The organism is Aedoeadaptatus coli, from assembly GCF_900343085.1.
GTDB classification, from domain to species: domain Bacteria; phylum Bacillota; class Clostridia; order Tissierellales; family Peptoniphilaceae; genus Aedoeadaptatus; species Aedoeadaptatus coli.
Genome location: NZ_OPYI01000005.1, coordinates 91612 through 111122, shown reverse-complemented (window position 1 = coordinate 111122; position 19511 = coordinate 91612). Strand labels below are relative to the sequence as shown.

Sequence of the window (19511 nt, the reverse complement as noted above, 5' to 3'; positions counted from 1 at the left end):
AAACTACAAGTGGATATTGTGTCCTGTATGTGGAAATAAAACACGATTAAAGATAAGGGAAGATACTGAATTAAAAAAATTCCCCCTCTATTGTCCGAAATGCAGACAAGAAAATTTAATTGAAATAAAGCAGTTCAAAGTAACTGTGATTACAGAGCCAGACGCAAAGACGCAGAGCCGATAAAATGAGATTAATACAATCTCATTTTATCGGCTCTTTCCGTTATGTATGGATTCTTTTAATTAGTCTTCGATGTTTCTTGCTTCGTTGATACCGCTGGCTAAAGATTCCATTAAGGATAGTTCTTTGTCTGTAAAGCTATCCATGTATTTCTCTATCTGTAATCGTCGGGTGCTTTTTACCAAGTTATTAGCAGGTAAGAAAAATTCATCAACGGAAACATGAAGTAACGATACAAGGTCATAAAGAACTTGTATGCTGGGGTGTTGCCCTTTATTTTCAATATTAGTTAAGTACCGTGGGTCAATTTCAATCAATGCTCCCACTTGTTCACGAGTTAAACCTCGTTTCAATCGAGCTTCTTTAATGGCTAAACCAAAGGCTCTAAAATCATATTTATCTTCTTTTTTACGCATAGTAGACCACCTCTATACATTTTATTGTTCCTACTGAATTAAAAACAGGTATAGAAAAACGTGTTATATGGTTTATAGGTTTATATTTAATAAAAAGCACTACTAAACGCCAATAAAAAAAACCGTTATATGGTAGTGCTATTTACGCTGTTAAAATATTGTATATTACTTCCAAATGGCGGTTTGTTGGAGGTCAACGTCGCCATGAAGTACATCATATACAATAAATTTCCTTACATTGGGTTCTTGTCAAAAAAAGTCGTCTATCTGCAATAGATAAGTACGTCCACCAATGTGGTTTTATAAATCATATAGATAGAATAACAGAAGCATGTAAACAGAGAAATAAATCTGTTTATATGCTTTTTTGGCTATTCAGAACTTTTTTACAAAGTTTATTTATCAGTAATGCAACAAATCCCCCTTTCACATTGGGACTAAGAGTGAAAGGAGATAAACGAGCAAGGCTCACTTCCTTTCCTAGACAGAAAGGGGGTGAGAAACATGAAACCATCTTCTTTTCAGACCACAATAGAAAATCAGTTTGACTATATCTGTAAACGTGCTATGGAAGACGAGCGAAAGAATTATATGCTTTATCTTTCAAGGATTGCAAAGCGTGAGGTGTCCTTTTCGGATGTTGGCGATTATCTTGTTAGCCAGTTTGCGACAACAGATAACTATTCAACTGACTTTCAGATTTTTACACTCAATGGGTTATCAGTAGGCGTTGAAAATGATTTGTTGAGTGAAGCATTACGTGAGTTGCCAGACAAGAAACGTGAAATTCTACTGCTGTTTTACTTTATGGACATGAGCGATTCAGAAATTGCAGACCTGTTGAAATTGAACCGTTCTACTGTCTATCGGCATAGAACCAGTGGACTAGCCTTAATCAAGAAGTTTATGGAGGAGGAAAACGAAGAATGAGAAAAGAATATTCCAGAATTCCATTCCCATTGATTGTAAAGGCTTGTGATGGCGATACAGAAGCGATTAACCAGATTCTACATTATTACAGAGGGTACATTGCTAAACGCTCTCTACGGTTGATGAAAGATGAATATGGCAATCAAAGTATGGTCGTTGATGAGGTCTTACGTGGACGAATGGAAACCAGGTTGATTACAAAAATCCTGTCATTTGAGATTGAGTAGCACCGATTTATCTCTCTTTTCGTGGAAGTGCGGACGAGCTTTCCATACTTCCCGATTGGGGAGGTTTGTTATTCCATCAAAGCATATTGTCTTTCAGTATGTTTTGATAGGCTGACAAGCCATCTGTTCTTTGAAAACTGAATAACAGCAGTCGAATACATTTCGATAAGAAAAGAGCCAACGGAGCTGACCGCCATGACCTGCCCTGTAAAGATAGCGAGCGATTCATGTCAGTGATCCGAGAAGTAATCTTTAGCAGGATTGCCAGCGAAGACATTCTTATCGTAATAATGATACTCCTGTATCGTCATAGTCCGAGCGTTAAAAGCGTCGCAGGCAATGAGTACAGTTGGACGAGAACCGTGCAAGGGTGGAACTCCCGTGAGCTTTGCTAAAGCTGTTCGATTGCTTGTAAAACTACTTTTATGAAATCTAACGTGTGATTGGGAAAGGAGGATTTTATGAAGCAGACAGATATTCCTATCTGGGAGCGTTATACCCTGACCATTGAAGAAGCGTCTAAGTATTTCCGTATTGGCGAAAATAAGCTCCGTCGTTTGGCAGATGAAAATAAAAATGCTGATTGGCTGATTATGAATGGCAATCGTATTCAGATAAAGCGAAAACAGTTTGAAAAAATTATTGATAAATTGGACGCAATCTAGCGTCGCCAAAGGGTCTTGGATATGATAAAATAGCATCAAGTCGTATCAAGGCTCTTTCCATTTTGGAAAGGAGCGAAAGCCATGTCAGAGAAAAGACGTGACAATAAAGGTCGCATTTTAAAGACTGGGGAGAGCCAACGAAAAGACGGAAGATACTTATATAAATATGTAGATTCATTTGGAGAACCGCAATTTATCTACTCATGGAAACTGGTGGCTACAGACAGAGTACCAGCAGGAAAGCGTGATTGTGTTCCTCTTCGGGAAAAAGTTGCGGAGCTACTGAAAGACATTCATGATGGCATTGATGTTGTAGGAAAGAAAATGACACTTTGTCAGCTTTACGCAAAGCAGAATGCTCAAAGACCCAATGTGAAGAAAGGCACGCAAACTGGACGGAAATATCTGATGGATATTTTGACAAAGGACAAGTTAGGTGCAAGGAGCATAGACAGCATTAAACCGTCTGACGCTAAAGAATGGGCGATTAGAATGAGTGAAGATGGATATGCTTATCAAACCATCAATAACTATAAGCGTTCTTTAAGGGCTTCATTCTATATTGCGATTGAAGACGATTGTGTTCGGAAGAATCCCTTTGACTTCCAGCTAAATACCGTCATTGATGATGATACTGTTCCTAAAGTCGCATTGACAACGGAGCAGGAAGAAAAGCTGTTATCCTTTGCGAAAGCTGATAAGACCTACAGCAAGAATTATGATGAAATCCTGATACTCTTAAAAACGGGTCTTCGTATTTCAGAGTTTGGCGGTCTGACACTTCCAGATTTGGATTTTGAAAATCGTCTTGTCAAGGTAGACCATCAGTTACTACGAGATACTGAAAATGGATACTACATTGAAACTCCCAAGACTAAAAGTGGCGAACGACAAGTTCCTATGGTTGAAGAAGCCTATCAAGCGTTTCAGCGAGTGCTGGCGAATCGGAAGAACCGTAAATGTGTTGTGATTGATGGTTATAGTAATTTCCTTTTTCTCAATGGGAAAGACTATCCTAAAGTGGCAAGTGATTACAATGGTATGTTGAAAAACCTTGTCAAGAAATACAATAAATATCATGAGGATAAGCTACCCCATATCACTCCACACATTTTGCGTCATACGTTCTGCACTAACTATGCAAATGCAGGAATGAACCCAAAAGCATTGCAGTACATTATGGGGCATGCGAATATAAACATGACGCTGAACTATTACGCACATGCTACATTCGATTCTGCTATGGCAGAGATGAACCGCTTGGAAAAAAAGAAACAGCAGGAACGTCTTGTTGCTTAGTAGTACAGATGAATTTACTACTAATTTACCACTTCTGACAGCTAAGACATGAGGAAATATGCAAAGAAACGTGAAGTATCTTCCTACAGTAAAAATACTCGAAAGCACATAGAATAAGGCTTTACGAGCATTTAAGAAAATATAAAAAGATAATTAGAAATTTATACTTTGTTTCAAAGAAAAAAGAGATAACATTGATTAACAGTTTCATTTCTCCACCTCTTCTTCTCTCGCATTGGGATTCTCGGATTGAAAGACGTTTATTAACTCCTCTATGTCTTCCTTTGTTGCATAAGATTTAGCAAAAAGAAAGGCAGTCGATCGATAGGATAAAAAACGGTTTCTTTCTTTATTTTTTTGCTTCCATTTTTTCGTTGCACGCATTTGGCTTTTAGATGTTTTCTTTTCCATCCTAAACTCCCTTGCCGTGCAATTTTTCTATTACGTCTGATAGGATTCTACGATCAATAGGATTCAAATTTTCTTTATTTAAGTTCATTGTTAGATCATAGATAGATTGAACTTTCGGATTTGCTTCCTCACCTGCTCGCTCGTTATATCTTTCGTTGTAGTCGTGTATATTTATTGCAATATTTCTAATCTTGAATATTTGACTTTGATTTGTATTTAAATCAGTTAGCCTTATTTTTTTCTTCGATTGTGGCTCAATTTTATAACCGTTTAAAGTCGATTCATTGTGTACCATATCGAAAATAACGGTTTCTATTTCGTCTATACTTTTCCCGGAAAAACGATTGTTTTTTTTAGGATTATTTTCATCATTAATAAATAACTCGCTTACTGCGTCAGGTATAAACTCTTTGTAATTATCTATTATACTAAGAGCTTCTTTAACATTAATTTTTCCTGATAAAAAAGACTTCATATCGTCTTCTCTTAAATTGTTTTTTATTTTTGTATAGTCAGCTACTTGACGTTCTTTTAATCCTATATTTTCAGCAATAAGCTTTCTAGTAAGTCCCTTTACCGATGGGTCTAGCTTTTTTAATTCCTTAATATACTTTTCTAGAAAAACTATTTCACGGTATTTATCTTGTACAGATCGATTATTTTCATCATGGTTTGATTGCACAACGGCTATTTTAGCTTTTATGAGATCTAGGGAATTTTCAATCGGGAACAGAATACAAGGTACCATTGCGTCACCATGTATTGCTATTTTTGCTCTGCGATGTCCATCAATAATTGTATATTTGCCACTAGGATTCTCATATACTAATAAAGGTTTTTGGATTCCATATTGATCTATACTTTCTCTAAGTTTTTCATCATCCTCCGGATCCCTTTCATAAATTAGATTCTCTGGATCGATTAGAAGATCCTCGGGATCTAAAAGAATAATATTATTTGTTTCATTCATGTTAAGTTCCTTCTCCGTTTATTATTACTGTAATTATATCAGATAAATGTGCAATGACACCTATCTATGAGAGAGAACTTATAGTTATATGAGCCTCGCTTAACGCAAGGCTCTTGTTTTATTGTTCACTACTATCAGTCGGTGCTGCTTCTTCAGGAGACGCGACGATTTCGTTTGTGTTTCCGTCTTTGTTTATTTCTTCTTCGATCTTTGTTTTAACTTCTGCAACTAAAGCCTTCTCTTCCTTAGTGAAGGAAGTTTCCTTGGCTTCAGATTGTACTACGGATTCAGATTCTCCATTGATTTCATCGGTGATTTGACCTTTTACATCGTCAATCAGTTTCTTTTCTTCTTCATCCTTTCGTTCCTCAGCTATTTTTTGTTTTTCTGTTTCGTCAAAAGTATATTTTTCCTTACCTTTTAAATCTTTTCCGTATAGTTGTACAACAACGACTCGAGATACACCGCTATCTTCGTAGTTGCCTACTCCTACGCCTACGTTCCTGTCATACTCATTATGCTTCATAACCTCATTGTGTACAGGAGAATTAATAAAGTTATCCAAAGCACGTTTCATTTCTGATTCAGATAAAGTCCCACGTATATTCTGAATATTTTCACCGGCAAAGTCGTTCATTTTCTTAATTGCATCGCCATTCGTTCGAGTATGGCTAATGGTTCCGGTCGTCATTTTTTCATATACAATTTCAGCAACACGTTCTTTTGCAATTTTGACTAGTTCTTTATTGTCTTTGACTTTAGGAAGCCCGTTTTCTTTTCTGTAGTTATTCAAAAGATCGAGATGTTTTTGAGCCATAGCCTCATCATATCGAACTTTAACAGTAGCGGTTTTTCCATCTTTTAATTTGACGGTTATCTCTTCATATACGATTTCAGGCGTTTGTTCTGGGCTTTCATCTTGTTCTTTTTTATCAGAGTTCTCACCTTTTGAATTGAAGAGCTTATCAAAAGCTTCGTTGTCTTTGCTTAGATCGTCATAGATCTTTTTGTTAGATTCTTCATCTTTCAGAATGTCCAGGAGATCTAAAGTGCCTTCTTCTTTTTCCTTGGGTTCTTCAGGTCTTGTTCCAGGTTCTTCTGTTCCAGGGGTTTCTACACTGAAATCAAACAGTTTATCAAATACTTCGTTATCTTTGCTTAGATCATCATAAATCTTCTTATTCGATTCTTCATCTTTCAGAATGTCCAGGAGATCTAAAGTGCCTTCTTCTTTTTTCTTGGGTTCTTCAGGTCTTGTTCCAGGTTCTTCTACAGCTTTCGAATCTTTAACTGTGTCTTCGTCTTTCGTTAAGATATTACGAACATAATAGGTTCTGCCGGAGTCATATGCTTCTAATAGATTCTTTAGAGCTTGTTCATTTACTCCTTCGTTAGAGTAAATTACGTTAGATAAAGAAATTTCTAAGCCATTAACTAAAGCAGTCTTCTGATTTAACTTTAAGTGAATAATTTTTCCATCCTTTTCAAGAATTAGGACGCCATCTTTAACAATTACTTTAAATCCCATTTTTTCTAAGTCTGCAATTTTCAAATACTTAATTCCATTAATTTGAATCTTCTTGTCATTCGCATTCACAGGAGCATGGTTGGCATACGCTACCCCTGCTGAAGAGAGCATAGTTGTAGCTAATGTTACGGACAATACACTTTTGACTAACATTTTCTTTTTCATTTTAAACCTCCATACGAAATGTGATTGAGTTATATCTTGGTTAGATGATATCATGTGCGATTGCACATATCAACTAAGATTTTGTAAATTCTTCAGATTATGTTTTTAATCTTAGTGTAATAAAAACGATTCAAGCTTCGTTCGTAAAGCTATCTCTTCAAAAGTGAATGGATAAAAGAGTCATTAATCATTTTCTTTATTACACTAAAAGGGAGTAAATTACTAAATATTTAGGTTCTATCTTGAACCTACATGAATTGGTCTATAAATTAAAATCAAACAATTCTTTGATATCCGTTACTTATGGTTTGATAAACTTTTCGAAGTTTATTTTAAATTGAGTCTGACCAGAATTATAATAAAAAAATAGTGCCGGTGTTTCCACCAACACTATTAACACTATTTAATATAGAATTTCCTCTTACTTTCCTACTCGAACTGTCATCAGAATATCATCAATATAGTCGTAAGCTTTTTCGAAGTTTTCCCTTAGTGCCTTATCTTGAATTTCCGCTGGATCTCCTCGGAAATCTGCACCGTAGTAGATGCCATCTTTATGAGCAAGGATCACAGGACCATTACACCAATCAGTCCTCGGATTTTTGACTTTTGAAAGGCGAAAGAGAAAACCATCGCCACCTATTTGTTCATTCGACTTTTCATAGAAACAAAGCTCGTCGTTTTCGAGCTTGTAATCAATATTTGCATCTTTCGGTAAAATAAAGGACATATCTATTTCCTTGATGTAGATCCGTTTCGCTCCAGGAATATCCTTTTGAGGATAGCTTCCGACGGTGACGATGCGCTCGTTTGGCATCCATTGGACTGAAAGCCCCGTCGCCTCCCCTAAGTAACGCGCCGGAATAAATGTGCGATTTTTTTCTAGATATGGCGCGACATCCATCGCCACATCTTTTCCGTTTTGACGATAAGATTTTATTCCGATCGTCATCACGACTTTTTCTTTACCTTTCGTTAAAGTTGCTTCCTTTTTATCTTGATTCCACGACACGACATAGCCTAATTCTTCAGTGACCGCACGCAAAGGAAGAAACGTTCGATTGTGACGGATAACGGGCATCACATCTTCTTCTAAGGGTTCCCGCCCATTAACGTAAACTCCAACGTAACGTCCAACAGGAGAAGGTCCCTTCGCCAAGGCTACTGAAGGGAGAAGCAATAAACATGATAACAATACTGCCATCTTTTTCATTAAAGGCCTCCTACACTCATTCATCTATGCATTCATCTATCTATACGTTAAGCTATCTATGGATCATATGCCATTATACCGAATAGCTTTATACTGACTCTCTACTTTCGATTTTGAACGTATTGTATGAGATACTCGATCATATCCATTTAATTTCGTTGCTTCATACAATACATAGTCCCCGTTGCTGTCACGCTTTTCAAATAACATAACGTGTTCTTCCGGATAATTCAGGGCATCTCCTGGTTGCAGACTGCTATACGAAATCCGTCTTGCCACATTTTCAATTGTAGTTGTGCCTCTTTTGGATGTTAGGCCCCAACATCTACTTACATATCCTGAGCAATCTAAACCAAAGGTATTTCCAACTTTGCCAGACCTTGTATTAATATTTCCTGCTCTGCCACCATTCTTTAACCCTCGAATAAACGATTCCTTAGTGTCAAAGCCACCCCAACAGTATGGCATACAAGTATATGTTCCAGCGCCATTAATATAACTAGGTTTAGAGTAACCTCTCATTGCACTGATGTTTCTACTGGTACATTTCCACGAGAAAGATGTATGGTATGAACGAGCAATATTCATAATTTGACTCCTCGAAATTGAGGCCTGCACCGGAGAAGGCACTACTTCAGGGGAAATCTCAATTCCACTCTTCTTATCAATAGTTTCTGGTTGGCCTTCTACAGTAGTTGCTACTATCTTCAAAACTTCTTGATTTTCTTTTGCATTATAAATTTTTCCATTATCAAAAATAAAGGGCTCTAGCATATCTGCGTGTGTTATTGCTTCTTCTTCATTGATAATATTACTATTTGGATCTATTTCATCCAAAATACTCGTGCTTTTCCCATTTATATTTACGGTTTTACTAACCAAAAAATTTCCCTTTTCATTTACACCAAGTAATTTGGCTCCATATAGGGGATAGTTAGAGATAATCTTTAGATTAGCTAATAGCTCATTATTTAAGTTCGAAACTGTCATAGTTCCGTTGTACGCATTTTCGCTATTCTTTTCTAAAGCAAAAGTATAAATATATTCATTGGAAATTCGACCAATAAAATTATTCACAGCTACAAACCTTTTACCTTGATCCATATATTGAATTGTGTGCTCTGTATCATCAAAAAGCGTAATATAGATACAACCATTCACAACTTCAAATTCGGAGATAGCCTCATTTTTCCCTAGATCAATGTCCTTGATTTTGGAACTACCGTTTACTCCAATTATCTCAATCTGTCCATTTGCTATATCTAAAATATAGATATTGCCTTTATCTTCGCATATCATCGATGGAGACTCTAAGCGGACTGATGCATCCATTCTTCCTTCTGTAGAGGATACTTTACTTACTTTATTTTTCGCATTATCCAAGATAAATATATTTTCTTGTTCCACATCAAAATCCGTTGGACCATATTGATTACCTTCTTGGTCATAGTAAATACCAAAAGAGGAATCTTGTCTATTATTTTGGGCATTGTTCTTATTCAATATAGATATTGCATGGTTCATGTGTAATACAGGGATTTGCTGATGGATCGACTCTATTGGTTCTTCCAAAACAACTTCTTCTTGTGCATGTACAGGGATGCTAGACGCTACTAAACATAAAGCAACAATCGCAAACCTAATATTATTTTTAAAAGTCATCCTGACCACCTTTCTAATAGAAAAATTTTACAAAACAACAGAATTACACACTACTCCAACAATACAGATTAAAAATCACCCCCTATTAAAATTCCTAGTGCTAAAGTACTAAAAGGTTTTCCTCTTGTTTAATTATACAACCTTTTACCATGCCCCGCAATGTCTTTTTCCTGCCAATGCTATAGGAAATCTCTAGAAATAGACCCTTTCATCTACTTTCTGTCATATTAATGACTTACCAATTCACAAATCGTTCTTTATCTAGACAGCTCTTTTTATATCTTTTGATTTTCAATTTTCTTTAATGCTATTTTCTTTGCCTGCTCATAGCTAAGTTTTGTCTTGTCTACTTTACTTAGCTTTTCCAAAAACAAAGGCTGATAAACGTTAGCTTGCCCAATGAAGCTTTCCATCTCAATAATATTTTTAAAATCAGGCATTCTAGACTTTTTTCCTTGTAGGATCTCCTTATATAGCTTCTTCATATAGAGAATAACTTTATAGTCTCTATCGATATTTTCAAAATGGAAAATTTCTTCTAAATTAATTGATTTAGGAATTTTAAAGTACGTCAAACTATTAATCGTATCTAGATAAAAGTCTCTAAACTCTTTCTCCATCTTTTCTTTTTCTTCTTTCAGAGTATAGAACTCTCCGTCAAGATAATCTGAAAGAAGACCATATTTAATTTTCAAGTTTATTGACCTATCCCAATATAATGTGCCTATCTTTTGAGCTTGAAAATAAATTTGAATTATATTAGATCTACTTTCAGTTTCTCCAAGTAATTGCTGAATCTTTGTTTCATAGACCAACTCTAGGGGCGTTACTAGCTCTAATATCATTTTTTCGCTTATACCTAGAACTATTCCTTCTTCATTTTTAAAGACTATTATAATTCTCGTTAGTTTCCCCATGAGATTTATTTCATAGGCATCGATGATATCTTTTTGTTCTAATTCTGTCTCAAAAGCTTTTAGATCTATCTTTTGACCTATTACATCATTCACCCTAGAAATAAAGTCATTTATTGCTTCATATCTTATGGCATTAATTTCTTCTTCAAAATTGACAATCTCATCGCTAAAAAGTGAATAGCTTGACTCCATGAAGGCTGAATATAGATCGTTTAAAATCGTTTCATCTTCTATAAATAGAAAATATTGAAAAAAAGCCTTTAAATAGGACTCGGTATCTTCACCTATCTCTCTAGCGATCATCTCTATCTTCGAATCTGTCATGCTTGGTCACCTCTTTATTTGTTTTCTCAGAAAGTTCAAGCTTCCCTGTTTCTTTAAGTTTGTGGATGTGTTGAGAAAGATCTAGTGAAGTGATATTAAGTTTTATAAAGTCTTCTAATGACTGTTCTCTTCTTATATCTATGATCTCACCATTTAACTTTGTAATTAGCTCGGGTTGATCGAGTAAATTACAAGATATATCTATTTTCCGTTGACCATCAATCTTTTTGGTCATGAGATGTACATCTCCTAGGTCGGTAAAATCAATATCTGAATAACCCTGAGAGGCAATACAAAAATCTGATAATTTCTCTTTAGCTTCTTCCAGAGACTGATCGAATGAAATATCTCCATCATTGAATTTCAGATTAATTTCCGTAAGCCTATTCATTTTCTCTACATATTCCTCCTCATTTATAAATGGTTTTAACACTTCTTCTTTGGCAGTTTCTAAGTTTCTTTGTTGTTCTTTTAGTCGCTCTTCCGTACTATTTATTAGTTCCTTAAAATATTCCGGAGATGTCATGTTTTTTATTCTTGTGATATTCCAGTGCCCCGCCTTCGAAGCGAGTTCTTTATAGTTACGTTCCTCTCCTGCGATATTTAAAATATATTGCTTGTCGATAGAACTGTAATCTATGAAGATTTTAAATCCTTCATACTCTGCAAATGGTGTTGTTTTCTTAATACTTCCCTGATAAGACTCTATAAAGGCTTTTGCAGCCTCTTTTTCATCTTTATATACATTTCCATTAATTTTAATTTCAAAAGGCTTATTCTCGCTTCTACGAGCTCTTTCTAAATCCTTATTTATAACATTCATGTTATTTTCAAGTTTTTTCATGGTTTCAGGATATACATTTGCTATTTGATTTTTAAGTTGATTTATATTCTGCAAATAACCAGCTTTTTCAATGCTCAATCGATTAACATCATTTTCTAGTTCCATCTTTTCTTTAATCAAAGGATTGTTAGCACATAAAGCTTTTATCTCCGCATAGTTTAAGGTGATTTCATCTACGTCTTCAATGGATCGAAGAGCCGATTCTTCTGTCATTAATTGACTGATAAATCGTTGCTTGTTCTCTAGAATTTGATACATATAGGCATCGAATGTTCCTTCGGTAATATAAGTGTATTCGAATACTTCCTTATTTTCATTTCCTTGTCTTACCATGCGACCAAGCCGTTGTTCTCTATCTGCCGGTCTCCACGGGCAATCTAAATGGTGTAAGGCGATAGCCCTGTCTTGCATATTCGTACCGGTTCCCATTTTTTGAGTAGTACCGATGATGACTCTAACATCGCCTGAACGAACCTTCGCAAATAGCTTTTCTTTTTCTGCAGGAGTATTGGCATCATGTATAAAGGCAATTTCTTGGCTTTTGAGACCTTTTTTAATGAGTTTTTCCTTAAGATCATGATGAACATTAAATTCATCTTTATTCGGAACAGATAAATCAGAAAATACAATTTGTGTGGATTTACTATCCATAGTTTGATTATAGATTTCTACAATCTTATCGACGCAAGCATTCACTTTACTGTTGTCTTCATCTGGCAGCATCGGGTCAAATACCCTTTGATCAAGTGCCAGTTTACGCCCGTCGTTCGTGATCTTTAGCATATTGTCAATTCTAGGATCAATCCCGGATTTTACCTTGTCAGCTCTGGAAGAGAGATCTTCGATAATCTCTTTTTGTAATTCGCTAGGCTTTACCTTTACTACTTCAGACTTTAGATCAGGAACCGGCAAATCTAAGCTTTCAGGCATCTTTATATCTGCAAAATTTAAAAATTGTTTTTTTAGTTCTGGCATATTATTGAATCGATTAAATTTTGTTTTCATCTTATAGCTTGTACCATCGACCGATAGTTCAAGCACATTTTTAATCTCTCCAAAGGTGGAAGCCCAAGCGTCAAAATCCAATAATCCGGTTCGGACAAGATCTTCATTGTTCAAATACTTTTGCATAACAAAAAGTTCGCACATAGAATTTGAAACAGGTGTCCCGGTTAAAAAAAGAAGACCTTTACGACCGGTCTTCTCATCTAAATATTTAGTTTTCATATAGAGGTCATATGCCTTTTGAGACGCACTATTGCTAATTCCACTTACTCCTGTTAAACTCGTGGGAATTTGTAAATTCTTGAATTCGTGAGCTTCGTCCACAACTAGCTTGTCAATTCCCATTTCCTCAAAGTTGACAATATCATCACGGCGTTTTTCTTTCATTAACGCCTTTATTTTCGACTCTAGTTTTTTCTTCTTTTGCTGTAATTGCTTGACGGAAAACCCTTGTGTGTATTTATTGCAAGAATTTAGTTTTAGATCGAGTTCTTTCAATTGTTCTTGTAGGAATCTTTTTTCATATTCTTGCGACACGGGAATCATACCGAACTGACTGTGTCCTACAATAACGGCATCATAATTTCCACTGGCGATTTTCGCCATTAATTTATGCCTATTCTTTTTTTCAAAATCCTTTTTTGTCGCCACAAGGACCTTTGCGTCTGGATATAATTTTAAGAAGTCTCTACCCCACTGCTCCGTTAAGTGATTGGGTACGGCGATCATAGCCTTAGATGATAGACCTAAGCGTTTCGATTCCATTATGGCTGCAATTGCAGAAAAAGTCTTACCTGCTCCAACTGTATGAGCTGCCAACGTATTTCCGTGGAATATTGATTTGGCTACTACGTCTTTTTGATGTGGACGCAAGCTAATAAGCGGATTCATGCCGCTAAACGGAAGATTTTCTCCTGTATACTTTCGAATAACTATATTGTTAAATCGCTCATTATAGATCTTTTCTAATTCACTTGTCCTTTGAGGATCACTGAAAAGCCAATTCGCAAATTCTTGCTTCATGTATTCTTGCTTTTGTTGTACCAAAATCGTTTCTTTTTTGTTTAGTACTTTTTGTTCCTTGCCATCGACATAAATTGTATCTTCAATTTTTAATCGTTCATTCTGATTAAGTGTTTTCTCCAAAATATGCCACGAGTTCATACGACGGGTGCCAAATTTAGTCGTACTATAAACGCTCCAGTCATTCCCTTTATCAGGTACATACCACTTCGACGTGGCTTCCGAAAATTCAATCCGCTTACTTCCACCTAACACTTCTCTACAGAAATCAGAAATATACCTCTCAGGAATCCATGTAGAGCCTAGCCTAAAGCTTATATCTTTCGCTTTAATTGCTTCAGGTATTGCTGATTCGAGGGCTTCTATCATCGATTTTCTTTCCTCTACTGTAAAAGAGTCGATATTTGCTTGGAACGTTTCTATTTTTTTGCGAATATCACCGGATAAAAAATCTTCACGATATACTAATTCTCCTGTACCTCTCTCGCTTTTAAAAGCCAGCTTTTTCTCTAAAAGATCGTTTTTAATTTCTGCGGAATCTCTTCCCATAATTTCAGACATAAAATTCAGATCAATTCTACCTTTGTGATTGAGAGAAAGAATGACAGCATCTACCAGATCTTCTGTATGCTCAGGAACTTCTACTCCCTTAATAACACGTTCTCTGAAGACATCAGCCTTCTGTTCAAACTTACCGTCATTATCTAATTCTTCTAATGCTAGAAGAATGGCAATGGAGTCGTCTCCTCTGAAAGCTTTAATCTTCGAAGGTTCATTAATGCGACCGTGCTTTTCGACAAATTCATCATATACACTATTGAGCTTTTCCATTTCCTCATCGATCGCTTTACTATCGAAATTATTATATTCCAGGTAATAAAGTTCTTTAACTGTATCACGTAGCTCGATCATACCGCTAAGCAGCTCGACATCTTGTGAGATCTCTTCGACGACGTTTTCATTCTTGTAGTATATTTTATCTCCTACTTTACAGTAGGTGTAATCCTCTACATCAGACAAATCAGGCAGTTCCGCTGTAATTTGATTTTCTTCTTTTTTAGGTTCGATCGACCGTTCATTCGGCTCTTTGTATATACCTTTAGGTAGATTTTTAATGGCTTCTTCAAAGAGTACTGAAAAATCTTTATCGCCCAGCTGACAAGCAGCAACCTTCCCGAAAGGACCAGTTCGCTCTACCATAGTTCCAATGATCATTTCAGGGTGTTCTATAAAATACTGATTCAGGGATATTCCGTTTTCATCTCTCCCCAGCTCATTCCAGGTGCGATCACTGTTTTCTCCCTTTTGGAAAAATAAAATATCGGAAGTGACAGACGTTCCTGTCTGCTTAAAAGCTTCTTCTGGTAATCTTATAGCCCCTACCAGTTTTGCTCGATCTGCCATGTAGTTTAAGAACTCACTATTTGTCTTATCCATTGTTCCTTTTGATGTTATAAAAGCAACAATGCCACCATCGTGAACTTTATCCAGAGACTTCGCAAAAAAGTAATCATGAATTAAAAAATTCTGCTTACTATAAGCTTCATCATATAGCTTGTAATTTCCGAAGGGAACATTACCTATTGCTATATCATAGTAGTCATCTTGTAGTTTCACATCTTCAAATCCCGAAACTTCAATAGTAGCTTCCGGATAAAGCTGTTTTGCTATGCGACCGCTTAGCGTATCTTGCTCTACTGCATGAAACGATGACGGCTCCAAACTCTTTGGTAAATTGCCTATAAAGTTTCCTATTCCGGCACTCGGTTCTAAAACATTTCCGCCTTTAAATCCCATGTTCTCTAAAGCACTGTAGATTCCATCGATAATCCCATTCGACGTATAAAACGATGTTAACGTGGACTCTTTAGCGGATTCATATTCCTCTTCCGATAAATATTGTTTAATTATTTCTCTTGAACGCTCCCATTGTCCACCTTTTGTTTCATTAAAAACGTCTGCAAGACCGCCCCAACCGACATAGTTTCCTAAAATTTTTCGCTCGTCACTTGTAGCATATCGACTTTCGTTCTCACAACGTTTGAGGACTTCTAACGCTTTAATATTATTTTCCAGTCGGACAGAAGGCGGATCAAAATCCTTAACTAAATCGAAGCTTTGTTTCTCATCTTTTACAGAAACATTTTGTACTTCACGTACATTGAGTTCATATTTTTCAGCACTGGCTTCAGTAAACTCATCTAGGATATTTCCTGTATAGCTTCGATCGGTTAAATCTACGAGGGCAGCTTCAATATCAGCATAACTTTCATAATCAAAATCGTTATTATTAATCCAATAACCATTATACAAAAAAACCGATTTTAGTTTTTGTTCATTTAAGTCTAGGAGAAGATCTGCCTCATATCCCAAACGACCATTTACACTATCTTTAATAAGGCTCGGCTCTTTCAATACACCTTTCGGTATTTGTTTTCGATTGAGTAAATAGAAGTTCCCTTCAATTCCCTCAATTTTTTCAAAATTCTCTTTCTCTAGCGTGGAAACGACTTGCTGCTTAATCGGCTCTTCTTTAATTCTGAGTAATTGATCTTCGAGATATGCAAACTCTTGTGCATTAGCTTCTTCTCCATCTCCAATATCAATTCGACGATGCTCGATTCTTTCGCCATCGACATAATGGTCAAAATAAAACTTGAAATAGCCCATATAATCGTCTGTCATTTCATTATTTGCGTCGATTCCAACGTTTCTGTTGTGATTGAATACCAACTGATCTTTTTCTTTGATATCGTTGATTAGTTCCTGTGTTACTAATTGGCCCGAATAATCAGGAATTAGAGGATCATTTTCATTAAATTCAACAATCCAATAGTTATTGCTCTTGTCTTCTGAGTCTTTTTCTAGGTTCGTTTCTTGCTTATCGAGGTATAGACCTTGAAGAATTAAGTCATCAACATACTTAGCCGCATTTGACCAGGTAAGAAAAACTTCAGAACAGTTTTCCTTTTCTAATTTAACTCCTCTTGAATCATGTTCTTCTTGACTGCTACTGGAACCCGGAAAGACCGGCATACGACCACCCGTGCCGTACTCATCTCTTAAAAATTCTGCCTTTTCCGTTAAACCGTGATCTTCCGTGAAAAAACGATAAATTCGTTCTTTTCCTCCTGACATTCCACTTCCGCTATGAAAGAAGTCATATATTTCATCTTCTGTAATAAATGACTTCACTCCTTTGTTTTCTGTTAGGTTTGTCTTGTATGCACGACGTTTTAATTCGAGTTCACTTAATTTTTGATAAAGATCATCTACCTTATGAAAGTTAAATCGCAGAAGATCTTTGTCATCTTTATATGCTTCTAAGAAGTCGCTATATTCCTCTTTGATGCCTTGGAGAGAAACGGGATTTGATAGCAATGCCGCAATATCCTTGGTATCTTCTGAGAAGCCTCTTCGTTCGTTCTTTAGTGTTTTGAAATAGCTTCCTGTGCTTTCCGCATTTAGATCGTGTATTAAATACCATAGCGATTCTGCAATTTTCTCCCTCTCGAAAGTGAGTGCATTTTCTAATTCTTCCTTCGTAGCGAAATCGCCGGTTTGGAGGAGTTCGTCAGTTCTTTTCGCTACTTCTTCCCACGAAATCGTTGTATAGCTTTCCTTAGCAGATGTACCATGTGCTATTTGAAGACCTTCGTCTGTATAATATGCTGCGATTTGATTGTCATCGATATAAAAACCGTTGCCACCTTTAAATGACTGCTTTAAAAAATCGCCTAATTCTTCTATGCTTTTGTCTTTTGAAAACTCTGCAACAATAGCAAGTCTTCCTCCATCAACATTCCCACCATGAACTAATATAGTATCTATAACTTCCTGAGTGATAGGTGTGGGAGGAAAGTTAAATTTCAATTGTTGACTTAAAGCATTGGATTCGGGTAATGACTGTTCTACTTGATCTTTTGCCTTATTTTTGTTTACATCGAGTGCTAATTGACTAATCTCTCTAACTCTTTCCTCAGTTGATAAAACTTGAGGATTAAGTTTTTCCGCTTCGATGTAACTGTTAAAATCTATTTTTGTGAGTAGAGTCTTTAAGTTTTCTATCTCTCCATTAGATAACTCTTCTATTTTAAGTAATGGAGACAGCTCGTTTAAAACTTTTAGATTTTGAGTAAAAGAGATATTCCCATCTAAGATCATCGCTTGCAAGCAAACCTCGCCTATAATCTTATCCACTATTCCTGGAGAATAATGGCTGCTTAATGTCGCATTATAAAAATCGATCGTTCGATCAGCGTTTATATGAGCTAGGTACAAAAAATCATTTGTTTCTCTATCGTTTATATTTTGATCTGAAACTACATATCCATTCCCCAGACTGAAATAGCCTAGTTCATAGTCTTCGTTTTCATCTTCCCTGTTTCGTTCCTCTTCTCTTTCATCGAGTTGCCCAATACTCTGTACTGTGGAATCTCGATAATCGGCATCATATCGATCAATAACACCGTCGTTATCCATATCCATATCCAAGGCAGTTTTATTGTTTTGCTCATTTAAAAAAGAAGCCATATCTTGCTGAATGACTTCTTTTTGTGTTGCTTCCTCAGGTGGAAACATGACGAATCTATTGGATATTTCTTGTGTTATATCTTCTATGCGTAAATTAGAGTGTGCAGAATTATTTCTTCTAATTCCGTCTCGATTTGTAGAACCCCTTGTAGATAGGCTTGATAGTCGCTCTTCTGAAGATTGGAATCGATTTTCCGTTCCTCCATCATCTTCGAGCGGGATTCCTTGATTTTCTCCGCTTCCTCCTCTATATTCGCCAGATAGTTCATCAGTTGTCCGGTTACTTCGAGTTCGCTCAACAGTTCCATATCCGAAAGCTTCTCGCTCTCTCTGAGATACTTCCACCTCATGTGTCCGTATTTCCTGATCGGTCTTTGTTCGCTCTTGATTTTTGTCTCCGGAATCCAATATCCGTTGATCTTTTGATACTGTTTGTTGTTCATAACTTTGACTGTCATTTTGAGCCTCTCTTTCTATATAATCCTTAAATTCGTAGCGTAGTTGATTAATACTTTCTTTTGTTTGTTCATTTGCAAGTCTACCAACGACTAAAAACTCACTAAATGACAAGTTTTTTAAATTAGTAAAATCTATTTCTCTTAACTGTTCTTGAGGTACACCTATACGATAGAGTGTTTGATACAGAACAGTATGAAATAATACGTCTTTTTGGTTATCTGACAATTCATCAATTATATTTCGTGATGTTATGGATTCTTTTATTTCATCGCTAAGAGCCTGATACCAATTGGTACCATATTTTTCATTAAACGCCTCTCTGTTTATTTGCCATACAAAAACCTGGTCATTGTAGTTTACTTTAGTTCCTGTATCAGAAATGTCGAAAAGATAATTCATTTTTTGCGTGGTTTCGTCTGGTACTGCTATCCCGGCACTCCCACGTTTAACATATCGTCCTACTCGTGTCCAAAAGTCATACGGAGCGCAAGCTTTTGCATCAGGTCTTTGGCTGTATATAGCAACCTGTCTCATAAAATCATATTTATAGTTATAGGCAGCAGATTGCATAAACCCTTTCCATTGTTCAGCTTCAAGCAACCCCCCAATCGTATTATAAATATTATCGTAAATTTCATCATGTTTATTAGCGTTCATCTTCTACCTCCACATTACTATTCCATGGAATATATGTCAATACTAAATAAAAAAAGAGGTAACAAAAAATTTTGCTACCCCT

Annotated in this window: 13 protein-coding genes; 5 read left to right on the top strand and 8 right to left on the bottom strand. The window is 36.1% G+C overall.

Annotated elements, in window-relative coordinates:
• Positions 1-16: 16 nt before the first annotated feature.
• Positions 17-184 carry a cysteine-rich KTR domain-containing protein gene (locus DG046_RS03875; RefSeq protein ID WP_000336323.1) on the top strand — a complete coding sequence of 56 codons (168 nt, stop codon included), beginning with the start codon at positions 17-19 and terminating at the stop codon, positions 182-184.
• A gap of 59 nt (positions 185-243) precedes the next feature.
• Here DG046_RS03875 and DG046_RS03870 read toward each other — a convergent pair whose 3' ends face one another.
• Entirely contained in the window at positions 244-597 is a 354-nt protein-coding gene (locus tag DG046_RS03870) for a helix-turn-helix transcriptional regulator (protein WP_001227347.1), read from the bottom strand.
• Positions 598-1101: 504 nt separating this feature from the next.
• On the opposite strand from DG046_RS03870, the gene DG046_RS03860 reads away from it, so the two are divergent.
• The 4 genes from DG046_RS03860 (at position 1102) to DG046_RS03840 (ending at position 3718) form a co-directional block, all read left to right on the top strand.
• Positions 1102-1527 (top strand): sigma-70 family RNA polymerase sigma factor, encoded by a 426-nt coding sequence (locus tag DG046_RS03860; protein WP_005957428.1) that lies wholly within the window; start codon positions 1102-1104, stop codon positions 1525-1527.
• Complete coding sequence (locus DG046_RS03855; protein WP_001224508.1) at positions 1524-1754, top strand: helix-turn-helix domain-containing protein; 231 nt, start codon at positions 1524-1526, stop codon at positions 1752-1754. The genes DG046_RS03860 and DG046_RS03855 overlap by 4 nt, the downstream gene beginning before the upstream one ends.
• A 461-nt stretch (positions 1755-2215) precedes the next feature.
• Positions 2216-2419, top strand: a complete 204-nt coding sequence (locus DG046_RS03845) for an excisionase (RefSeq protein WP_000814510.1) — start codon at positions 2216-2218, stop codon at positions 2417-2419.
• An 81-nt stretch (positions 2420-2500) separates the two neighbouring features.
• Positions 2501-3718, top strand: coding sequence for a tyrosine-type recombinase/integrase (locus tag DG046_RS03840; RefSeq protein WP_001291569.1), 1218 nt, complete (start codon positions 2501-2503; stop codon positions 3716-3718).
• Positions 3719-3925: 207 nt separating this feature from the next.
• Here DG046_RS03840 and DG046_RS03835 read toward each other — a convergent pair whose 3' ends face one another.
• From DG046_RS03835 to DG046_RS10065, 7 genes are all read right to left on the bottom strand, one after another.
• Positions 3926-4129, bottom strand: a complete 204-nt coding sequence (locus DG046_RS03835) for a hypothetical protein (RefSeq protein ID WP_068367200.1) — start codon at positions 4127-4129, stop codon at positions 3926-3928.
• A 1-nt stretch (position 4130) separates the two neighbouring features.
• Positions 4131-5099 (bottom strand): ParB/RepB/Spo0J family partition protein, encoded by a 969-nt coding sequence (locus tag DG046_RS03830; protein WP_108831251.1) that lies wholly within the window; start codon positions 5097-5099, stop codon positions 4131-4133.
• 118 nt (positions 5100-5217) lie between these two features.
• Positions 5218-6792, bottom strand: coding sequence for a CAP domain-containing protein (locus tag DG046_RS03825; protein WP_068455153.1), 1575 nt, complete (start codon positions 6790-6792; stop codon positions 5218-5220).
• 421 nt (positions 6793-7213) lie between these two features.
• Positions 7214-8005 carry a copper amine oxidase N-terminal domain-containing protein gene (locus DG046_RS03820; protein WP_068367206.1) on the bottom strand — a complete coding sequence of 264 codons (792 nt, stop codon included), beginning with the start codon at positions 8003-8005 and terminating at the stop codon, positions 7214-7216.
• Positions 8006-8068: 63 nt separating this feature from the next.
• Positions 8069-9667, bottom strand: a complete 1599-nt coding sequence (locus DG046_RS03815; RefSeq protein ID WP_108831250.1) for an NHL repeat-containing protein — start codon at positions 9665-9667, stop codon at positions 8069-8071.
• A gap of 275 nt (positions 9668-9942) precedes the next feature.
• Positions 9943-10908, bottom strand: a complete 966-nt coding sequence (locus DG046_RS03810) for a hypothetical protein (RefSeq protein WP_108831249.1) — start codon at positions 10906-10908, stop codon at positions 9943-9945.
• Entirely contained in the window at positions 10877-19429 is an 8553-nt protein-coding gene (locus DG046_RS10065; RefSeq protein WP_234411452.1) for an SNF2-related protein, read from the bottom strand. The genes DG046_RS03810 and DG046_RS10065 overlap by 32 nt, the downstream gene beginning before the upstream one ends.
• Positions 19430-19511 lie beyond the last annotated feature (82 nt).